This window comes from Pandoraea sp. NE5, assembly GCF_024363545.1.
Classification (GTDB): domain Bacteria; phylum Pseudomonadota; class Gammaproteobacteria; order Burkholderiales; family Burkholderiaceae; genus Pandoraea; species Pandoraea cepalis.
This window is the reverse complement of the sequence record NZ_AP025517.1, coordinates 4,881,213-4,900,030: the sequence shown is the minus strand read 5'-3', so window position 1 is coordinate 4,900,030 and position 18,818 is coordinate 4,881,213. Positions and strand designations below refer to the sequence as shown.

15 protein-coding genes are annotated in these 18,818 nt (G+C 64.6%); 7 read left to right on the top strand and 8 right to left on the bottom strand.

What is annotated here, in order from left to right; translation table 11 throughout:
- The first annotated feature begins 177 nt into the window (after positions 1 to 177).
- Both PanNE5_RS22200 and PanNE5_RS22195 read left to right on the top strand, forming a co-directional pair.
- Positions 178 to 1,020, top strand: a complete 843-nt coding sequence (locus PanNE5_RS22200; RefSeq protein ID WP_261938828.1) for a helix-turn-helix domain-containing protein — start codon at positions 178 to 180, stop codon at positions 1,018 to 1,020.
- Between the two features lie 185 nt (positions 1,021 to 1,205).
- Entirely contained in the window at positions 1,206 to 2,867 is a 1,662-nt protein-coding gene (locus tag PanNE5_RS22195; protein ID WP_261938827.1) for a hypothetical protein, read from the top strand.
- A 125-nt stretch (positions 2,868 to 2,992) separates the two neighbouring features.
- Here the strand turns inward: PanNE5_RS22195 and PanNE5_RS22190 are convergent, their stop codons facing one another.
- Positions 2,993 to 3,157, bottom strand: a complete 165-nt coding sequence (locus PanNE5_RS22190; RefSeq protein ID WP_157211532.1) for a hypothetical protein — start codon at positions 3,155 to 3,157, stop codon at positions 2,993 to 2,995.
- Positions 3,158 to 3,190: 33 nt separating this feature from the next.
- Here PanNE5_RS22190 and PanNE5_RS22185 point away from each other — a divergent pair, with 33 nt between their 5' ends.
- The 4 genes from PanNE5_RS22185 to PanNE5_RS22170 all read left to right on the top strand — a co-directional run bounded on the left by PanNE5_RS22185 (position 3,191) and on the right by PanNE5_RS22170 (position 8,388).
- Positions 3,191 to 3,913 (top strand): gluconate 2-dehydrogenase subunit 3 family protein, encoded by a 723-nt coding sequence (locus PanNE5_RS22185; protein WP_017235146.1) that lies wholly within the window; start codon positions 3,191 to 3,193, stop codon positions 3,911 to 3,913.
- A gap of 3 nt (positions 3,914 to 3,916) precedes the next feature.
- Positions 3,917 to 5,692, top strand: coding sequence for a GMC family oxidoreductase (locus tag PanNE5_RS22180; RefSeq protein ID WP_261938826.1), 1,776 nt, complete (start codon positions 3,917 to 3,919; stop codon positions 5,690 to 5,692).
- Between the two features lie 14 nt (positions 5,693 to 5,706).
- Entirely contained in the window at positions 5,707 to 7,107 is a 1,401-nt protein-coding gene (locus tag PanNE5_RS22175; RefSeq protein WP_410007600.1) for a c-type cytochrome, read from the top strand.
- 168 nt (positions 7,108 to 7,275) lie between these two features.
- Positions 7,276 to 8,388 (top strand): linear amide C-N hydrolase, encoded by a 1,113-nt coding sequence (locus tag PanNE5_RS22170; protein WP_217425921.1) that lies wholly within the window; start codon positions 7,276 to 7,278, stop codon positions 8,386 to 8,388.
- A gap of 127 nt (positions 8,389 to 8,515) precedes the next feature.
- On the opposite strand, the gene PanNE5_RS22165 is transcribed toward PanNE5_RS22170, so the two are convergent.
- The 7 genes from PanNE5_RS22165 to PanNE5_RS22135 all read right to left on the bottom strand — a co-directional run bounded on the left by PanNE5_RS22165 (position 8,516) and on the right by PanNE5_RS22135 (position 17,710).
- The gene (locus tag PanNE5_RS22165) at positions 8,516 to 9,490 is read right to left on the bottom strand and encodes a transketolase family protein (RefSeq protein ID WP_217425922.1); all 975 of its coding nucleotides are present in this window, start codon (positions 9,488 to 9,490) and stop codon (positions 8,516 to 8,518) included.
- 50 nt (positions 9,491 to 9,540) lie between these two features.
- Positions 9,541 to 10,398, bottom strand: coding sequence for a transketolase (locus tag PanNE5_RS22160; protein WP_261938825.1), 858 nt, complete (start codon positions 10,396 to 10,398; stop codon positions 9,541 to 9,543).
- Positions 10,399 to 10,507: 109 nt separating this feature from the next.
- On the bottom strand, positions 10,508 to 12,370 hold the full coding sequence (locus PanNE5_RS22155) for a TRAP transporter large permease subunit (RefSeq protein WP_150564648.1): 1,863 nt from the start codon (positions 12,368 to 12,370) through the stop codon (positions 10,508 to 10,510).
- A gap of 58 nt (positions 12,371 to 12,428) precedes the next feature.
- Entirely contained in the window at positions 12,429 to 13,448 is a 1,020-nt protein-coding gene (locus tag PanNE5_RS22150; protein ID WP_261938824.1) for a TRAP transporter substrate-binding protein, read from the bottom strand.
- Positions 13,449 to 13,503: 55 nt separating this feature from the next.
- Positions 13,504 to 15,846, bottom strand: a complete 2,343-nt coding sequence (locus PanNE5_RS22145) for a molybdopterin-dependent oxidoreductase (protein WP_261938823.1) — start codon at positions 15,844 to 15,846, stop codon at positions 13,504 to 13,506.
- Positions 15,843 to 16,745, bottom strand: coding sequence for a DNA-binding protein (locus PanNE5_RS22140; protein ID WP_261938822.1), 903 nt, complete (start codon positions 16,743 to 16,745; stop codon positions 15,843 to 15,845). Before PanNE5_RS22140 ends, PanNE5_RS22145 begins: the two co-directional genes overlap by 4 nt.
- 71 nt (positions 16,746 to 16,816) lie before the next feature.
- Positions 16,817 to 17,710 (bottom strand): IclR family transcriptional regulator, encoded by an 894-nt coding sequence (locus PanNE5_RS22135; protein WP_261938821.1) that lies wholly within the window; start codon positions 17,708 to 17,710, stop codon positions 16,817 to 16,819.
- Positions 17,711 to 17,963: 253 nt separating this feature from the next.
- On the opposite strand from PanNE5_RS22135, the gene PanNE5_RS22130 reads away from it, so the two are divergent.
- The gene (locus PanNE5_RS22130) at positions 17,964 to 18,785 is read left to right on the top strand and encodes an SDR family NAD(P)-dependent oxidoreductase (RefSeq protein WP_261938820.1); all 822 of its coding nucleotides are present in this window, start codon (positions 17,964 to 17,966) and stop codon (positions 18,783 to 18,785) included.
- Positions 18,786 to 18,818: the final 33 nt, after the last annotated feature.

Sequence of the window (18,818 nt, the reverse complement as noted above, 5' to 3'; positions counted from 1 at the left end):
AAGGCGCGGCATCGAGACGTGCAGGTGACCGGTATAATCCCGGCACTGCAATGCGGGCGCGGCGCGTTTGGCCGGACCGGGCATTGGCATCCGAGAGGGGGCGATTTGAATCGAGCTGCGACGACATCCCGGGCGCCGAGAGGCGCGCGTTTCAATTTCCGAGCCATTGGCGAACGTTTGCGCGCCTATCGGCTGGCGGCGGAGTTACGTAGCGAGGATGTGGCCGAGCAACTCGATATCTCGCGCGCGGCCATCTATAAGCTCGAGCGCGGCGAGATCGTCAAGATCGACACCCTCGAGCGGCTCGCGGCACTGCTGGGTGTGTCGCTGGCGAATCTGCTGGGGGTGGAAGTCGAATATCACGACTCGGCAGTGAGCTACTTCGAGCGGATGCGTCAGTTGGAACGCCGCTCAGAGCGCGTCGTGGCGCACTTCGACCCAATTTCGTTTCTGCTCACATCGCACGACTACGACGTGTGGCTGCGTCGCATGCTCGAGGAGAGCATTCCGCCCGCGCTCGCCGACCGCCACTGGGCGAACACGATCGATCGCGTGCTGGGCATTTTGCAGGAGCGCAAGTCGAGTTTCTCGCGTCACCAACTGGCCGTGACCAGCCTCATCGGGCTGCGTCAGATCGAGCAGTTCCTGCATCACGGTCTCGTGGGGCGGCTGGGGCTGCCACCGGGCGTGCAGCTCGAGCGCAAGATGGCGGCACGTCGCGAGGTCGCGCGAATTGTCGAGTTTCTCGAGGCCGACACGACGGGCGTGCAGATCGGCGTCGTGAGCGACAACATGCCCAATGAGTCGTTCCAGATCTTCGAGGCGCAGGGCGAAGCCTATGTCGCGGTCTCGCCGTTCCGTCTCGGCGAGCTACCGAACCTGCGTACCGGCATTGCCACCATCACGACGTCACCCGACGGCGTCGGCATGTACCGCGCCATGATCGACCGACTCTGGGCCGATTCGGCCAAGGGCAGGGAAGGTGCGGCGCTGATCGGGGAACTGCTGGCGCGGTTCTGAGGGCGCTGGCGAGGGGCGGCCGGCGCCTCGAACGGCCTCGTTGTGCACGCGCATTGCGTGCGGGAAAACGATGAGCCGGTGCCACAATACGAAGTCTTCCCACACAATCGACATCGCTTCCCTGCAAACCGCTCTAGTCTCCTTGCGGTTGAAGACCATTCGGTCTGTTTACCTTGGAGACGATCATGGGAACCATTTCCGCTGCATCGCGCGGCTCGCCGGTGCAACTCATTTCCATTACCCGGTCGAAGCCGCCTGATGATGGGAACAGCTTCGGCTCGGACTTTCAGAGACTGGGATCGATTGCAACGTCGGCGCTTGGATCGACCGGCAAGCCTTGGCAGTCCTATCCCGTGCGGCCGCGAAGCACGCAAGCCAACAGCGGCATTCCGCTGGGGACATGGTGCGGGGAGCGCGATCGCGAGGTGCTTCACGCCAAGCGCCTGCGCGCCGACCCGCTGATGCCCAAATTCGTCGGCGAGGGACTTGGGCGCTGGCGCACCCAGTTTACCGACGCCGTCGCCGCCGACGTGACTTTCGAGCGTGCCCGTGCGTCGTCCATGCAGCGGGTCCGTCACGGGATTCCCGCCGAGCCGACCCGTTTCGTTCGAACGTTTGCCACTGGCTCGGTGCGCGCGCAACTTGGCGAGATTGCGCGTCTGAGCGATGAGGTCGGCAAGCTGACTGCGACCATTCCGTCGTTGCCGGACGGGAGCGCCAGGAAAATTGCGCTAAGAAATCGCGATGACCTTGCTGCGCTCAGAGATGCGATGGCGCGATTGACCATGAATTCGCATGGCAGGAAGGACGATCTGCTGCGTTCGGAACTGAACGCCCTGATCGCGCTGAACGACATGGCGCGCGAGGCGGAGCGCGAGCTGACCAACGGCGGTGCCGACGTACCGCTGCGCCTGGCGGTGCGCGATGGCAACTGGGTCCTCAAACCTGCTGCGTCGACCTCCTGGTTCGCCAGGAACAAGACGCGGGCGGCCAATGATTCGGCCCGACTGGCACTCCTCCTTGGCTATCCGGCCGATCAGCCTGTCACGCTCAAGATGATTCGCAGCCGGGGGGTTGGCGCGCACGAGTACACGACCGTGCTCAATGACGCCAGATCCAGCGGACGCGACGCCGCGCGTTCCTGGCTCGCCGTCAGGGCGCTGGACATCGACACTTGGAAGGCCGCCACCCGCGCTGTGTACGATGGCCTGTCACCGTCCGACACGCACCGCGCGCCGGCGGACACGCCAACGCCTGCGCACGACGACAGCCTGCTCGGCGACGAACTCGACTCAGGCGCGGATCCACGCAGTCCGAGTCGTGAGCGGTCGCGTCGGACTACGGCCAATCCAATCGATGCCACCCGGTTTTCCGATCTCGTTCGCCCCTCGTTGGCCGAGCCCGCCGCCGAGCCGGTGCTCGACGATTCTGAGGACTCCGACGATTCCGAGGCACCGGAGATGGACGCGCACGGTTACGCCAGCCTCGTGAGGTCAGGCACCCCATCGGACGTGCCCCACTTTGTCGCGCCGGACGGCAGCGAATACGCGCGCGTCATGCGAGCCGAACGGTCGCCGGCGTTGGCCAGCGCGACGTCGCAACGCTCCCGGCGCGAAATTTTTGCGGAGGCGTTCTGCAACGCGCAGCCGGGCAGGCAGCATCACTTGCGGGCAATGTTTGCTCGATCGATGGTGTCCGCGCCGTCGCCGAGCGAACAGGCTGCAGGCGGACACGGACCCGTCGGCAGCGCTCGAGCCGACGCGACGCCGTCGCCACTGCCACCGCCGCCGCCATTGTCGCCACCACCGCCGCCGCCGTTGTCGGCACTGCCGCCTATCCCTGAGTAATCCACGGCTGCATTAGGCAGGCCAGGCCGCTACCGGAACATGGAGCGGCCTTTTTCATGCTAAAGCCGCGCGAAGGATTTTATGTGACAAAACGCTTCGTGCGCGCGTAATAGTAAATACTTTAATTATTGGCAAGCCTTTTTAATCAACGGCTTGCGAGCCTTACGCAACACACTGGTTTTGCCATGCGGGGGGCTTGTCAGTAGAATGGTCGCGTTAAAAAACGCTACGCGAAGCGAATAGCCTGTCAGGTTTTCTTCACGCATGGCGACCCATTGCTTGACTGTCATGCGTGATTCGTCCCCCACAAAACGGAGAACCCCATGTCACAGGACAAGGAACCGCGCCGGCGCTTTTTGCGTCAGGTGCTGGCGATCGTACCCGCCACGACCCTCGCCACCGGTGCCACGCTGAGTCAGTCCGCCTGCAGCAGCGACAAGCCCGCCGCCCCCGCCGCATCCACCACGCCCTATGAGCCCAAGTACTTCACCGCCGACGAATGGCGTTTTGTGAATGCCGCCGTCGACCGCCTGATTCCCGCCGACGACCTCGGCCCGGGGGCGCTTCAAGCCGACGTGCCACAGTTCATCGACCGTCAGATGGAAACGCCCTTCGGGCACGGCAAGCTCTGGTATATGCAGGGGCCATTCCATACCGATCAGCCTCCCGAGATGGGCTACCAGTTGAGTCTCGTGCCGCGCGACATCTATCGTCACGGCATTGCGGCGTGCGACGCTTACTGCAAAAAGCAGTACAACAAGGCATTTGCCGAGCTCGATCACGCCACGCAGGAGACCGTGCTCGGCGATCTGGAGCACGCGAAGGTCGAGTTCGATAGCGTGCCGGCGCGCACGTTCTTCTCCTATCTGCTCGCCAATACGAAGGAAGGTTTCTTCTCGGATCCGATCCACGGCGGCAACAAGGACATGGTGGGCTGGAAGATGGTGGGCTTCCCCGGCGCGCGCGCCGACTTCCTCGACTGGGCGGATCAGCCGAACGTCAAGTACCCGTATGGGCCCGTGTCGATTTCCGGAAAGCGGGGCTAATTCATGGCCATCAAGAAAGACAAGGTCGACGCCGTCATCGTGGGCTTCGGTTGGACCGGGGCCATTCTCGGCCAGGAACTCACCGATGCCGGGCTCAACGTCGTGGCGCTCGAGCGCGGTGCGATGCGCGACACGCCCACCGACGCGCAGTACCCCAAAGTCATCGACGAACTCGAATACTCGGTGCGCGGCAAGCTCTTCCAGGAGCTGGCCCGCGAGACCGTTACGATTCGTCATACGCCGGACGATCTCGCTGTGCCTTACCGCCAGAACGGCTCGTTTCTGCTCGGCAACGGCGTGGGCGGCGCGGGCTTCCACTGGAATGGCATGCACTACCGCATCCTGCCCGAAGAGCTGAAGCTGCGCAGCCATTACGAGGAACGCTACGGCAAGAAATTCATTCCCGACGGCATGACGATCCAGGACTTCGGCGTGAGCTACGAGGAACTGGAGCCGCACTTCGATTTCGCCGAGAAAGTGTTCGGGACGTCGGGCAAGGCCGGCAACCTTAACGGCACGATCGTGCCCGGCGGCAACCCGCGCGAGGGGGCGCGGTCAAGCGAATTCCCCACGCCGCCACTGCAGACCACCTATGGTGCGACGCTCTTCGAGAAGGCTGCCCGCGAAGTCGGCTTCAATCCGTACCCGGCCCCCGCCGCGAATACCTCTCAGCCCTATACGAATCCGTACGGTGTGCGTCTCGGGCCGTGCAACTTCTGTGGCTTCTGCGAAAACTACGGCTGTTACATGTACTCGAAGGCATCGCCGCAGACGACCATTCTGCCGGTGTTGCTCAAGAAGCCCAATTTTGAGTTGCGCCCGCACTCATACGTCGTCAAGGTCAATCTCGACAGCGACGGCAAGAAGGCCACGGGTGTGACGTACATCGACGCACAAGGCCGCGAAGTCGAGCAACCGGCCGATCTCGTCATCATGGCCGCGTACCAGATGCACAACGTGCGCCTGCTGCTGCTCTCCGGCATCGGCAAGCCCTACGATCCGAAGACGGGCGAGGGCGTTGTCGGCAAGAACTATGCGTACCAGATGAACGGCGCCGTGAACGTGCTGCTGCCCAAGGGCACGCAGTTGAATCCATTCATCGGCACGGGCGCGGGCGGCGTGTCGATGGACGATCTGAACGGCGACCAGTTCGACCACGGGCCGCTGGGCTTTATCGGCGGCGCGAGCATCCGTCACGTGCGCACGGGCGGGCGCCCGATCAAGATGACGCCGAGCGTGCCGGGCACGCCGTCGTGGGGCAGCAAGTGGAAAGCGGGTGTGACGGACGCGTATCAGCGGTTCATGACGATCGGCATTTCCGGCTCGGTCATGTCGTATCGCGACGCGTGTCTCGATCTCGATCCGACCTACAAGGACGCCTACGGTGTGCCGTTGCTGCGCATGACGTTCGACTGGCATGACAACGAGTACGCCATGCTGGGCTATATGGGCGACCGCATGGAAGCGGTCGGCCGCACGATGAATCCGGAGAAGGTGTTCCGCGCGATCCGCAAGAAGGGCACGCACTACGACACGCGGATCTACCAGAGCACGCATACGACCGGCGGCGCGATCATGGGCACGAACCCGTCGAACAGCGTGGTCAACAAGTACCTGCAAAGCTGGGATGTGTCCAACGTGTTCGTGATGGGGGCGTCGGCGTTCCCGCAGAACATGGGTTACAACCCCACGGGCGTGGTGGCGGCGCTGGCGTACTGGTCTGCGAAGGCGATTCGCGAACAGTACCTCAAGAACGCCGGCCCGCTGGTTCAGGCGTGAGGAGCGCAACCATGATCCGCAAAACGATGATGAAACGCTCCGCGATCGCACTTGCCGCCGGGACGCTGGCGTTCGCGGCCGTTGCCGTGTGGGCGCAGAATGCTGCGGCGCCGGCCTCGGCACCGGCCGCACCCGCCGTGTCGCCGACGCCGATGGCACCCGCCACGACGGCCGCCGGCAGCCCGGCGCCCGCCGCGAACGACCCGCAGGCGCAACTCGTGAAGCAGGGCGAATACCTCGCGCGCGCGGCCGATTGTGCCGCGTGCCACACGGCGCCCAAGGGGCTACCGTTCGCCGGCGGCCTGCCGATCGCCTCGCCGATCGGCACGATCTACTCGACGAACATCACGCCCGACAAGGACACCGGCATCGGCAGCTACAGCCTCGAGGACTTCGACAAGGCGGTGCGCCACGGGGTCGCGAAGAATGGCGCGACGTTGTACCCGGCCATGCCGTACACGTCGTACGCGAAGGTGCGTCCGGCCGATGTCAAGGCGCTGTACGCCTACTTCATGAACGGCGTGAAGCCCGTCGCGCAGACCAACAAGTCGACCGATATCCCGTGGCCGATGTCGATGCGCTGGCCGCTGTCGATCTGGCGCAACATGTTCGCGCCCGCGGTCGTTGGCGATACCGCCTCGACCGATAACGATCCCATCTCGCGCGGACGCTATCTTGTCGAAGGCCTGGCCCATTGCAGCGCCTGCCACACACCGCGCGGCTTTGCGTTTCAGGAGAAGGCGCTCACCGACGACAGCACCGCATTCCTGTCGGGCGGTGTGGTCGACAACTTCCTCGCGAAGAATCTGCGGGGCGATGTCACCGACGGTCTGGGCAACTGGAGCGAAGGCGATATCACGGCGTTCCTGAAGGGCGGACGTAACGACCACTCCGCGGCGTTCGGCGGGATGACGGACGTGGTGCAGCACAGCACCCAGCACATGAACGATGACGACCTCACGGCGATTGCCAAGTACCTGAAGACGCTCAAGCCGGTCGATCCGAACGCCAAGGCGCTCGCCTATGACGACACCGTGGCCAAGGCATTGCGTACGGGCGCAGGCAAGGGCAACGGTGCGCTCACGTTCCTCGACAACTGCGCGGCGTGCCATCGCAGCACCGGCAAGGGCTACACGCAGACGTTCCCAACGCTCGCCCTCAGCTCGACGGTGAACTCGGCCGATCCGACCTCGCTCATCCACATCGTGTTGCGCGGCGCGGAAATGCCGTGGACGAAGTCGGCGCCCACGCATTACGCGATGCCGAGCTTCGACGACCGGCTGACCGATCAGGATGTGGCCGACGTGCTGACGTTCGTGCGCTCGAGCTGGGGCAACAAGGCGCCGGCGGTGACAGCCACCCAGGTGGCCAAGGTGCGCAAGGAGGTTGGCGCAGCGGCGCAACCGCAGCGCTGAGCCGGCAAATCGTAGGGCCGGTGACCGGCCCCAGGGGGGAAGTCGAGGCCTCGCCAGGCAGCATCGCTGGCGGGGCTTCGTTGTTTGCGATCGGGCGGGGGAGGGGGCGGATTCCATCGTTATACTGATGGTTCTTGCGCAATCGTCTCCCCAACGTGAGGTATCACCATGCCCCGAATGTTCGTCAAGACCTTGCCGTGTCTCGTCGCCGCCGCAACGCTCGCCTTGTCCCCGCTGTCGGCACTGGCCTGTACCCGTGTGGTGTATCTCGGCGCGAACGACGACGTGATTACCGCGCGCTCGATGGACTGGAGGGTCGACGTCGCCACCAATCTCTATGTGTTGCCGCGCGGCATGACGCGCTCGGGCGAGGCGGGGCCCAACTCGCTTCGCTGGACGGCGAAGTACGGCAGCGTGGTGGCCACGGGCTACGACGTGTCGACGACCGACGGCGTCAACGAGAAGGGGCTATCGGCGCAGTTGCTCTGGTTGGTGGAGTCGCAATATCCGACGTTCGACAAGGGGTCGAAGCCGGGGCTGACGATCGCGGCCTGGGCGCAGTACGTGCTGGATAACTTCGCGACGGTCGCACAAGCCGTGGCGGCGCTGGAGAAGACGCCGTTCACGATCGTGACGGACAACGTGCCCGGCGAGGATCGGATCGCGACGCTGCATCTGTCGATGTCCGACAAGTCGGGCGACAGTGCCATCGTCGAGTACATCAACGGTCGGCAGGTGATTCACCACGGCCGCCAGTATCAGGTGATGACCAATTCGCCGACGTTCGACGAGCAGCTTGCGTTGAACAGTTACTGGAAGCAGATTGGCGGAACGACGTTCCTTCCGGGGACGAATCGCTCGTCGGATCGCTTTGCGCGAGCGTCGTTCTACATCAATGCGATTCCAAAGACCGAATCGCCGGTCGAGGCGTTGGCGAGCGTGTTCAGTGTCATTCGCAACGCGTCGGTGCCGTTCGGCATCACGACGCCGGGCGAGCCGAATATTTCGTCGACGCGTTGGCGCACGGTCGTCGATCACAAGCGCATGCTTTATTTCTTTGAATCGGCGCTCACGCCCAACACGTTCTGGGTGGATCTGAACAAGGTTGATTTCGCGGCCGGGGCGCCCGTGAAGCGGCTCGATCTCGGCAAGGATCAGCGCAATACCTTCAGCGGTGAGGTCTCGGCCGATTTCAAGGTGGCGCCGCCGTTTCCGTTTCTGGGGTTGCGCGACGGTCCCGTCCCTGCGTCGAAAGACCGGTCAGGAAGCACCGGCCTGTGAACGGCACGCGGCCGCCCTGACGGCGTCGACCGTCGCCGATAGCCAACGTGCCCGGCATGCGCCGGGCACGTAAGGCGGATGGCGCATCCGTCATCGCGCTGGCCTGCCGCACCTCACGCCGTCCACGTCACCCCAACCAATGCTTGATCGATGCGATCATCGCGTTGCGCGAAATGCCATAGCGATCCTGCAGCACCGGGAGGGAGCCCGCGTCCAGGAACTGGTCGGGCAGACCGATGTGGCGAAAGCGCGTCGATACCTCGGCGCGCATGAGCGCACCCGCTACCGCTTCGCCCAGACCACCGATCACCGTGTGGTTTTCCGCAATGACCACCAGACGCCCGCCGCGCGCTGCTTCGCGCACGATGGTCGCCTCGTCGAGCGGCTTGATCGTCGGCACGTGCAGCACCGCCACGTCGACGCGATCCGCCGCCAGTGCCTTGGCGGCGTCGAGGGCGCGCATGGTCATGAAGCCGGTCGAGATGATCAGGACATCGTTGCCATCGCGTATCGGCTTGGCTTTGCCCAGCTCGAACTTATAGCCATACTCGTCGAGCACCAGCGGAACGTTGCCGCGCAGCACGCGCATGTACACGGGGCCGGGGTGGTCGGCGATGGCCGGCACGATCTGCTCGATATCCAGCGCGTCGCACGGATCGATCACGGTCAGGTTGGGCATCGCGCGAAAGATCGCAATGTCATCCGTGGCCTGGTGGCTGGGGCCGTAGCCCGTGGTCAGGCCCGGCAGGCCGCCGATGATTTTGACGTTGGCATCCTGCTCGGCGACGCCCTGCGAGATGAAGTCGTAGCATCGGCGTGCGGCGAAGGTCGCGTAGGTAGACGCGAACGGGATGAACCCCTCCTTGGCCAGTCCGCCGGCGGCGGTCGCCATCAACTGCTCGGCCATGCCCATCTGGTAGAAGCGCTCCGGATAGGCCTGCGCAAAGATGTGCATGTCCGTATATTTCGCGAGATCGGCACTCATGCCGACGATCTCTGGACGCGCATCGGCCAGCGCCACGAGCGCCTTGCCGAACGGTGTAGCGCGTGTGCGGTGTCCCTCATCGACCGACGACGCGATGATGGCGGGCGCGGCGGGCATGGCGTTCTGACGGGTTTGGGTTGTCGTCGGTTGATCGGCTACGGACGTGTTCATGCTGCGCTCCCTTGCGCGTTGAGCGCGCTGAATGCTCGTTGCCACTCGGGCGGGTCGAGGCGGATGAAGTGATTCTTTTCGCGGGCTTCGAGGAAATCGACGCCTTTGCCCATCTTGGTGTCGCAGATGATGATGCGCGGCACGGGCCGGTCGTGCGATCGGGCATTGTCGAAGGCTTGGAGCACGGCCGCCAGGTCGTTGCCATTCACGCGTTGTGTGTAGAAGCCGAACGCCTCGAACTTCTGCACCAGCGGCTCGGTCGGCATGATGACCGTCGACGGGCCGTCGGCTTGCACGCCGTTGACGTCGACGACGGCAATGATGTTGTCGAGCTTGAACGCCGAGGCCGACGTTGCCGCTTCCCAGGTCGGGCCTTCGGCAAGCTCGCCATCACCCATCAGTGTGTAGACGAACGACGTCGACTGCTTGCGTTTGAGGCCGAGTCCCATGCCGACGGCCATCGGCAGGCCAAGACCGATCGAGCCGCCCGACATTTCCGCGCCCGGCGTGTACGACATCATGCCCGACATCGGCAGGCGGCTGTCGTCGCAACCGTAGGTGACGAGTTCCTCCCTCGGGAAGTAGCCGGCCTCGGCGAGCACGGCGTAATGCGCGATGGCGTAGTGGCCGACTGACAGCAGGAAGCGATCGCGGGCCTCCCATTCCGGGTCGTGCGGCCGCACGTTCATCGCATGCAGATAGGCGACGGCCAGCACGTCGGCGATCCCCAAGGCTTGCGCGACATAGCCTTGGCCCTGAACCTCGGCCATGGTGATGGCGTTGTGGCGAATGCGATGCGCGCGCTGCGCAAGCGTACTCAGGGTATCGGCGGGTGGGGATGCAACGGTGCTCATAAAGTCTCCTGTGCAAAGTGGACGTGTCCCGGCGCGCGTCGGGCCACGCGCTGCATGGCAGCGCGCGCCGCGTTGGCAGAACCGGATTTCGGGCGTGAAACGGGGAAGATCAGGTCAGGAAGCCCGTCGAGAGCCAAGGCACGGCGGCGACCAGCACCAGGCCGACGGCCAGCGCGACGATATAGCCGACGATGGGCCGCATGCCCTCGTCGGGATGAACCTTGCTGATGACGCAGGCGGAGTAGTAGCCGACGCCGAACGGTGGCGCGAACAGGCCGATGCCCATGGAGAGCACGACCACCATCGCATAGTGCACTTCGTTGATGCCCACGCTCTGCGCGACCGGGAACAGCAGCGGGCCGAACAACACGATGGCGGGAATGCCCTCCAGTACGCTGCCCAGAACGATGAACGCCAAGATGGAGATCGCCATGAAGCCGACCGGACCACCCGGAACGTCGCGCATCGCTGCAGCGAGCATCGTCGAGAAGCCTGATTGCGTAAGCGACCACGCCATGCCGGTCGCCGCACCGATAATCAAGAGGATCGCGCCCGTCAGCGAGGCGGTCTCGACCAGCATCGGATAGACCCGCTTGGGGTCGAAGCGGCGATAGATCAGTATCCCGATCGCGGCCGAGTAGACAATACCGATGGTCGACACTTCCGTCGCCGTGGCAATTCCTTCGATCACCGCGACACGGATCACGAAAGGCAACGCGAGCGCGGGCAGCGCGATGGCGAAGCTTTTCGCGATCTCCCGGCCTGAGGCGCGCGCGCCGCTGCCCACCTTCTCGTTGCGATAGCGCCACCACACCAGCGTGCACAGCGTGACGCCGAGGATCGCGCCGGGCAGCAGGCCGCCGGTGAACAGGGCCGCAATCGATACGCCGGTCACTGAGCCGATGGTGATCAGCACGAGACTCGGCGGAATCGTCTCGGTTTGCGCGCCGGTGGCGGCGAGCAGCGCAACGAGGTCGCCGGGTTTGGCGCCTCGGCGTTGCATCTCCGGGAACAACACCGGCGCGACCGCGGCCATGTCGGCTGCCTTCGAACCGGAGATGCCGGAGACGAGGTACATCGCGCCGATCAGCACGTACTGCAGGCCGCCGCGCACGTGGCCGAGCAGACTGCCGAGGAACGCCACCATCGAGCGCGCCATGCCCGTCATCTCCATGAGCAGGCCGAGGAACACGAACAGCGGCACCGCGAGCAGAATCAAGTGGCTCATGCCTTCGTCCATCCGGCCCGCCAGAATCACGACCGGTGTGGTGGTGCCGAGCGACAGGTAGCCGAAGGTGGCGAGCGCGAACGAGAAGGCGATCGGTACGCCGGTAAGCACCATCAGCGCCACGAAGCCGACGAAGAAGATCAGCAGGTTCACGTTACCAAGCCCACGCAGCACGGGTTGCGCAAGCAGCAGCGCGCCGATGATCGCGCCGATCGTTACCGCGGCAGTGACGACCATGCGCAAGTTGCCGTGACGCACCAGTCGCAGCAGCGCGGTCAGCACCATCAGCGCGCAGCCCACCGGAATTGCGGCGGCCCGCCACGAGTCGGCAATTTCGAGCGCCGGCGTCGTGATGAAGGCCTGGTCCGCCGCGAAGTCGTAAGCGCTCGGCATGAACAGCAGCAGGAACGCGAGCGGTGTGGCGATCGCCAGCACATCGAGGAACGCGCGCCGGCCGGCGTTCATGCGGCCGACCAGGGCGGTCATGCGCATGTGTTCGCCGCGCTGCAAGGCAATCACGGAGCCGAGCATCGCCAGCCAGATGAACAGGATCGAGGCCAGCTCATCCGACCATACCAGCGGGCTGTGGAATACGGCGCGACTGACGACCCCGGCGAACAGCGTGACGATCTCGGCCAGCACGAGCAGTGCGGCCGGCAGCTCGACACACTTCGCCAAGGTGAATTGCAGCGCGGCGATCAGCCCCTCCTGGGCAGGGGCTGCCGGCAGTATGCCTTTGTTCATGCGAGTCTCCAGCCTGGCGCGGTTCATACGCTGTCTCCTTCGAAAGGCCTATGGGGGCTCAGAGCGTGCGGCCCGCACTCTTTTGCAGCAGTGCCCAGGCCTGCTCGCCGAACTTGCCCTGCCATTCCTTGTAGAAGCCGGCGGTCTGGAGCTTGTTCTGGAAGGCCGCGGCGTCGACTGAGTTGAAGGCAATGCCTTTCGCGGTGAGGTCCTTTTCGAGGGAGTCGTTGAGCGCGGCGACATCGGTGCGCTGCTTGAGCGCGGCGGCCGTGATCTGATCCTCGATCACCTTGCGGACTTCCGCCGGCAGCTTGGCCCACGATGCGCGGTTCGACAGGAACCAGAAGCCGTCCCACATGTGGTTGGTCTTTGCCACGTACTTCTGCACTTCGTAGAGCTTGGCCGAATTGATCGTGACCAGCGGGTTTTCCTGTCCGTCGGCGATCTTCGTCTGCAGCGCCGAATAGACTTCCGCGAAGTTGATGGTGAGCGGCGCCGCGCCGAAGCCCTGGAACATCGACGTCCACATCGGCGACGGGGGGACGCGAATCTTGAAACTCTTCAGGTCGTCGGGCGTCTTGATCGTTCGCGTCGACGAGCTGACCTGGCGGAAGCCGTTGTCGAAGATCTTGGGGAACGGGTGCAGGCCGCCGCGCTCGATCTGCGCGCGCACGTAGTCGCCCAGCTCGCCATCCATCGCGCTCCACACATGGTCGTACCCCTTGAACGCGAAGCCCACGCCACTGATGGCGGCCTTGGGCACGAGCGTCGAGAGGATCATCGGCGACAGCGTGAAGAAGTCGAGCGCGCCGGCGCGCAACTGCGACAGCATGTCGGTGTCGCCGCCGAGCTGGTTGTTCGGGAACACGCGCAGGTCGACCTTGCCGCCCGTCTCCTTGCGGATGGCCTCGGCGGCCTCCGTGATGCGTACCGTCAGCGGGTGAGTGATCGGCGCGTTGTTGGCGTACTTCAGCGTGAAGTCGGCCGCGTAGACGCGCGTGTGCTTGAGGATCGCCGGGGCCGCGATCGCAGTACCCAGGGAAAGCTTCAGCATCGAACGGCGGGAAAGGCTCTGCATGATGTGTCTCCTGAAGATTGCTTTTTTGGATTTGGGTGCCTGATGCGAACGGGCGCTAGAGGCGCTCGGTCGGTGCGGCGGTTGCGGCAGTGATGTCGGTCGTGATCTCGGTAGTGAAGAGAGGTAAATCGAAGGCACTCACCGGCGGCGGGTGGGTGACCGGCGCGCTGACCTCGACCAGGCATGACTGCGCGGCGCAGCCCTGCGACAGGCCCGAGGCCGGCACGTCGGCCGTCAAGACGTTGGGATTGCCATGCTTGTCGCGCCCGGTGTCCGGTTCCGGGTCGTACCAGGCGCCGGTGGACATCCGCACCACGCCGGGCAGAATGCGATCGGTGATGCGCACGCCCGCGAGGCAGCGACCACGCGCGTTGAACACCTCGACGATGTCGCCGTCGTGGATGCCGCGTGCGGCGGCGTCGCGCGGGTGGAGGTAGAGCGGCTCGCGGCCCCGAACTTTGTTGGCGGCGCTGTAAGGGCTGCCGTCGAGCTGGCTGTGCAGTTTGTTGCGCGGTTGGTCCGAAAGCAGGTGCAGCGGATAGGTCGACGCGAGCGGTGCGCCGAGCCATTCGGCCGGCGGCAGCCAGCACGCGTGGCCCGGGCAGTCAGGAATATCGAACGCGGCGATCTCGCGCGAATACAGCTCGATGCGTCCTGATGGCGTATTCAGCGGCGCAGCGGCGGGATCGGCGCGAAACGCCTCGAGCATCACCACCGGCCGCGCGCGTGAATGGAGATCGACCATACCCACGTCGCGGAAGGTGTCGAAGTCCGGTAACGCGATGTCGGCGCGCGCATAGCGCTTGCGCGTCTCCTCGTACATGTGCCTTAGCCACTGGTCGGCGTCGCGGCCCTCGGTAAATTCCGCGAAGACGCCGAGTCGTTGCGCGAGACCCGCGAAGACGGTGAAGTCATCGCGCGATTCGCCGACCGGCTCGTCGATCTTCGCCATCCACATCAGGATCGCTTCCTGTGACGCGTAGCCGAGGTCGTCGCGCTCCAGCGACGTGGAGATCGGCAGCACGATGTCGGCGTGTCGCGCGGTCGCGGTCCACGATTGCTCGTGGACAACGATCGTGTCCGGCTTCTGCCAGGCGCGCAACAGGCGGTTGATGTCCTGATGGTGGTGGAATGGGTTGCCCCCGGCCCAGTAAACCAGGTGCGTGTCGGGATAGCGATAGCGCTCGCCGTCGTAGTCGAACGGCTCGCCGGGTTTGAGCAGCATGTCGGCGATGCGCGCCACGGGAATGAACTCGCTGACCGGATTGCGGCCTTGCGGCAGCGTGGGTCCGCCGAGTTTGTCGTGCGGCGTGCCCAAGGTGTTCACGCAGCCGTAGCCGACGCCGAAGCCGCCGCCGGGCAGGCCGATCTGGCCGAGCATCGCGGCGAGGGTGACGACCATCCAGAACGGTTGCTCGCCGTGATGCGCGCGCTGTAACGACCACGCGACGTTGAGCATCGTGCGGCTCGCGTGCATGCGGCGCGCGAGCGCGGTGATCGTGTCGTCCGACACACCGGTGATCGGCTCCGCCCACGCGGGCGTCTTCGGAATGCCGTCGACATGTCCGAGCAGATACTGCTCGAATTCGTCGTATCCCGTGCAGTGCGAGGCGAGGAACGCGGGGCTGTGCAGATTTTCGTGACGCAGCACCCAGGCGAGGGCAAGCATCAAGGCCGTATCGGTGCCGGGGCGCGACGCGACCCATTCGACCTCGCCGCCGGTGTCGAGATTGTCCGAGACCGGGCCGACGTTCACGAACTTGACGCCGGCGTCGTGCATCGCACGCAGTCCACCAGGAACGCGATGTCGCCCGACGCCGCCCGGTGCCGACTGGGCATTCTTCTGTGGCACGCCGCCGAAGGTCACGAACAGTTCCGTGTGTTCGGCGAGCACGTCCCACGAATGGTGATAGCCGATCAACTCGTTCATGTCGTCGACGACATGCGGCATGATCACGTGCGCCGCGCCGAGGCTGTATGAATCCCGATGGCGGACATAACCGCCGACACAGTTCAGGAAACGATGCACCTGGCTCTGGGCGTGGTGGAACCGGCCCGCGCTCGCCCAGCCATAAGATCCGCCGAAAATCGCCGTGTTGCCGTAGGTCTCGCGAACCCGCGCAAGTTCCTTCGCGACGAGATCGAGCGCGACGTCCCATGACACTTCGACGAAGGGCTCCTTGCCGCGCAGATGCGTGGCGCTTCCCGGTCCATTCTCGAGCCAGCCGCGCCGCACCGACGGACGGCGAACGCGCAGGGCGCGCAGCGAATCGGCGGTCTGGTACGTGCCGATTGGCGAAGGGTCACTGTCTTTCGCATACGGGCGAAGACAGGTCTTGCCCGTGTCGTCGACGCCGGCCTCGTAGACGCCCCAGTGCGAGAGCGTGTATCGCGTCATGCGGCGGTCCCGACGTCGAGGGACTCCTCCAGGAACAGTTCGAAGCAGATCAGCACCGGATTGTCGCCACGTACCACGCGTCCCTGGTGAATGTTGCCGCGCGGGTCGATCAGTGCGATATCGAGCGTCGCCCGCGGTCCATTCGCGGCCTCGGCAACGACGCCGTCCAGCACGAAGATCTCGGTGGCGATGTCGTCGACCGGCGCGGCGTTCTCGAAGCGCGCGCCGACGATGCTGCCGACACTGCCGCGAATCGTTGCCGCGCGCAGACCGTGTTCGTGGCAGACCTGTTCAATGCTCTGCATCAGATCCTCGTTGGGACGAATGCGCGCGACCACGCATCGGCGGCCGGTAGACGCCGGCACTGGCTCGTGCGTAGCCTCGATGGGCACCGGGCGGAACAGCGTGAAATTGGTTTCCGCATCGAAGTCCGCACGCATCTCGGCGTTGGCGATGCCCCACGCGCGCGCCTCGGTGTCCTGCGCGACGATCACCTGGTCGGAGAAGATATGGCCCCCCTGCCAACGACCGTCGGCAGCGCGCCACATGGCATGGCAGTGGATGAACGGTCCGCCGTCGCGGCGACCGACCGTCGCGCAGGCCAGCTCGATCGTGACGGGTTCGTCGATGCAGTGCTGCTCGCTATAGAACGCCACGTGCTCGTCGTCGGGCGACGCCGCTGGGCGGACATAGCGCATCGAGTGCACTCGCAGGCCTTCGATGCGCACGGTCGCCGCGGCCATGCCGGCGGCTTCAAGTGGGCCGAGAATGGCATCGCGCAAGCTTTGGCCGCCGGCCAGGGCGAAGGTGAGCGACAGGGCGTCGCCGACGATGGATTCGATCCGCTGCACAGCCGGGGGGCCGGGCTGCTTCAGGTGACGATGGGAGGGCAGATTCAAGGTGTCTCCAGGCGTTTTGTTGGCGCGTGCGAGGGGGCTCGTTGTCGTCGCCGTCTGGCGACGGACCTGACTTACTTCGCGCGGCGACCGGCGCGAACTGCCGGCACCGATGCATCGGCGGGACGGGCGTCTGACCGTTGTTTCAGGCGTGTCTCGATATTGCGTACCTCGGACTGCAGCATGCGCACCAGCTTTTGCTGACGGTCCTCGCCCATTCGGCTCTCGATCGCGCCGATCGAGAGTGCGCCGGCCGGGGTGCCCGATTCGTCGTGGAACACGATGCCCAGGCCCCATGAGCCGGGGTGAACCAAGCCGCGGTGCATCGAATAGCCTCGTTCGCGCGTCTCGCGCACCAGCGCCCACAGCCCCTCGGGCGTGATCGACGGGTAATGCTCGCGATAACTCGCCGCGTTCGCGCTCAGCGTTTGCTCGACCTCGTCGTCGTCCAGGGCTGCCAGCAGCGCGATGGCGCCGGCGCCCACGCCGAGCGGGTGGCAGTCCCCGATCGTCAGCACCTGCGCGCGCACCGGATACGCGCCCTCCTCACGGTGGATACAAACGGCGTAATCGCCACGGCGTACGGTCAGAAAAGCGGTGTCCTCCGACTGATGCGCGAGCCGCACCACGCTGCCCACGGCGATGCGATGCGCGCCGAAGCGCTCGGCCGCCAGCGTGCCCAGCACGTAGCTTTCGATGCCGAGGTGATAGCGCTTGCTCTGTGGATCCTGCTCGATCAGACGGGCTCGCGTGAGCGCGCCGAGCAGGCGGTGTACCGTGGGCTGCTTCAGGCCGCTTTGTGCGACCAGTTCACGCAACGGCATGCCGACCCGGCTCTGCGCCGACACAAGACTGAGCAACGCCATCGCGCGGTCGATGCTTTGCGAGCCATCTCGTTCGATCGGCACCACGGCGGCCTTCGTGTCTTCGCCTTGCGACGGCATGTCATCGGCTGACGATTGAATCATTTATAAAACTCCACATTGTGGACTGTTGATTCTGAATTTCCTGTGTGAATTAACACTTGCTTAATTCACATTGTGGACGGCTTATGTGCGTAACCCTGCGAAAATTATAGGGATTGGCTCTTCTTTATGAATCGTGGTTAACGAGCACTATCCACAAATGCGGGTAATCTCCTATCCTTTGTTCAACGTATTCTGTTTTATTAAAAGTCCACATTATGGATTTAAAGAAATTGACGAGATCGCGAGGTGGCGTATGAACGAATCCATGAACGCCACGGCGTCGCTGCAAGGCAAGACGGTGATCGTGTTCGGCGCGGGCTGCCGCGGCGATGGCTGGAACAATGGCAAAGCGGCGGCGCTCGCCTATGCGCGTGCTGGCGCAAGTGTGTGTTGCGTCGATCTCGACAGCGATCTGGCCGACGGCACGGCCGATGCGATCAAGCAAGCGGGGGGCACGGCACTCGCCGTGCGTGCCGATGTCACGGACGCCACGTCGGTGGCACAAGCGGTTGCCGAGACGCTGTCGCGCCTGGGGCGCATCGACGTGCTGCACAACAACGTGGGCGTGACGCACATGGGCGGCCCGGTCGAGCTGGACGAAGCGACCTGGCATCTCGCCATCGAATTGAATCTGGGCTCGGTCTATCGCACGGCCAAGGCCGTCTTGCCGCATATGATCGAGCGCGGCAGCGGCGTGATCATCAACATCTCGTCGCTGGCAGCGCTGGGGTGGACCGGCTATCCCTATTTCGCTTACTCGGCCTCGAAGGCGGCCGTGAATCAGGCCACCGTCAGCATGGCGATGCAGTACGCACGCCACGGCATTCGCGCCAACTGCGTGCTTCCCGGCGCGATTCACACCCCGTTGATCTATACGCAGATCGCATCGCAGTACAGCAGCGTGGAAGCCATGATCGAGGCACGCAATCAGATGGTGCCGATGGGTCGCATGGGCGACCCGTGGGACGTGGCCAACGCGGCCGTCTTTCTCGCGTCGGAGCAAGCCCGATTTATCACGGGCGTGTGTTTGCCCGTCGATGGCGGCCAGAGCTGCTCGATGGTTCCGCTCACGTGACGCACAACGTGGGCGATGCGTGACGTCGCGCGA

What these genes read in the sequence shown, in the direction of transcription:
- PanNE5_RS22195 (WP_261938827.1), top strand. Translation starts at nt 1,206, where the DNA reads ATGGGAACCATTTCCGCTGCATCGCGCGGCTCGCCGGTGCAACTCATT.
- PanNE5_RS22190 (WP_157211532.1), bottom strand. Translation starts at nt 3,157, where the DNA reads ATGACAGTCAAGCAATGGGTCGCCATGCGTGAAGAAAACCTGACAGGC.
- PanNE5_RS22185 (WP_017235146.1), top strand. Translation starts at nt 3,191, where the DNA reads ATGTCACAGGACAAGGAACCGCGCCGGCGCTTTTTGCGTCAGGTGCTG.
- PanNE5_RS22180 (WP_261938826.1), top strand. Translation starts at nt 3,917, where the DNA reads ATGGCCATCAAGAAAGACAAGGTCGACGCCGTCATCGTGGGCTTCGGT.
- PanNE5_RS22170 (WP_217425921.1), top strand. Translation starts at nt 7,276, where the DNA reads ATGCCCCGAATGTTCGTCAAGACCTTGCCGTGTCTCGTCGCCGCCGCA.
- PanNE5_RS22165 (WP_217425922.1), bottom strand. Translation starts at nt 9,490, where the DNA reads ATGCCCGCCGCGCCCGCCATCATCGCGTCGTCGGTCGATGAGGGACAC.
- PanNE5_RS22160 (WP_261938825.1), bottom strand. Translation starts at nt 10,398, where the DNA reads ATGAGCACCGTTGCATCCCCACCCGCCGATACCCTGAGTACGCTTGCG.
- PanNE5_RS22155 (WP_150564648.1), bottom strand. Translation starts at nt 12,370, where the DNA reads ATGAACAAAGGCATACTGCCGGCAGCCCCTGCCCAGGAGGGGCTGATC.
- PanNE5_RS22150 (WP_261938824.1), bottom strand. Translation starts at nt 13,448, where the DNA reads ATGCAGAGCCTTTCCCGCCGTTCGATGCTGAAGCTTTCCCTGGGTACT.
- PanNE5_RS22145 (WP_261938823.1), bottom strand. Translation starts at nt 15,846, where the DNA reads ATGACGCGATACACGCTCTCGCACTGGGGCGTCTACGAGGCCGGCGTC.
- PanNE5_RS22135 (WP_261938821.1), bottom strand. Translation starts at nt 17,710, where the DNA reads ATGATTCAATCGTCAGCCGATGACATGCCGTCGCAAGGCGAAGACACG.
- PanNE5_RS22130 (WP_261938820.1), top strand. Translation starts at nt 17,964, where the DNA reads ATGAACGAATCCATGAACGCCACGGCGTCGCTGCAAGGCAAGACGGTG.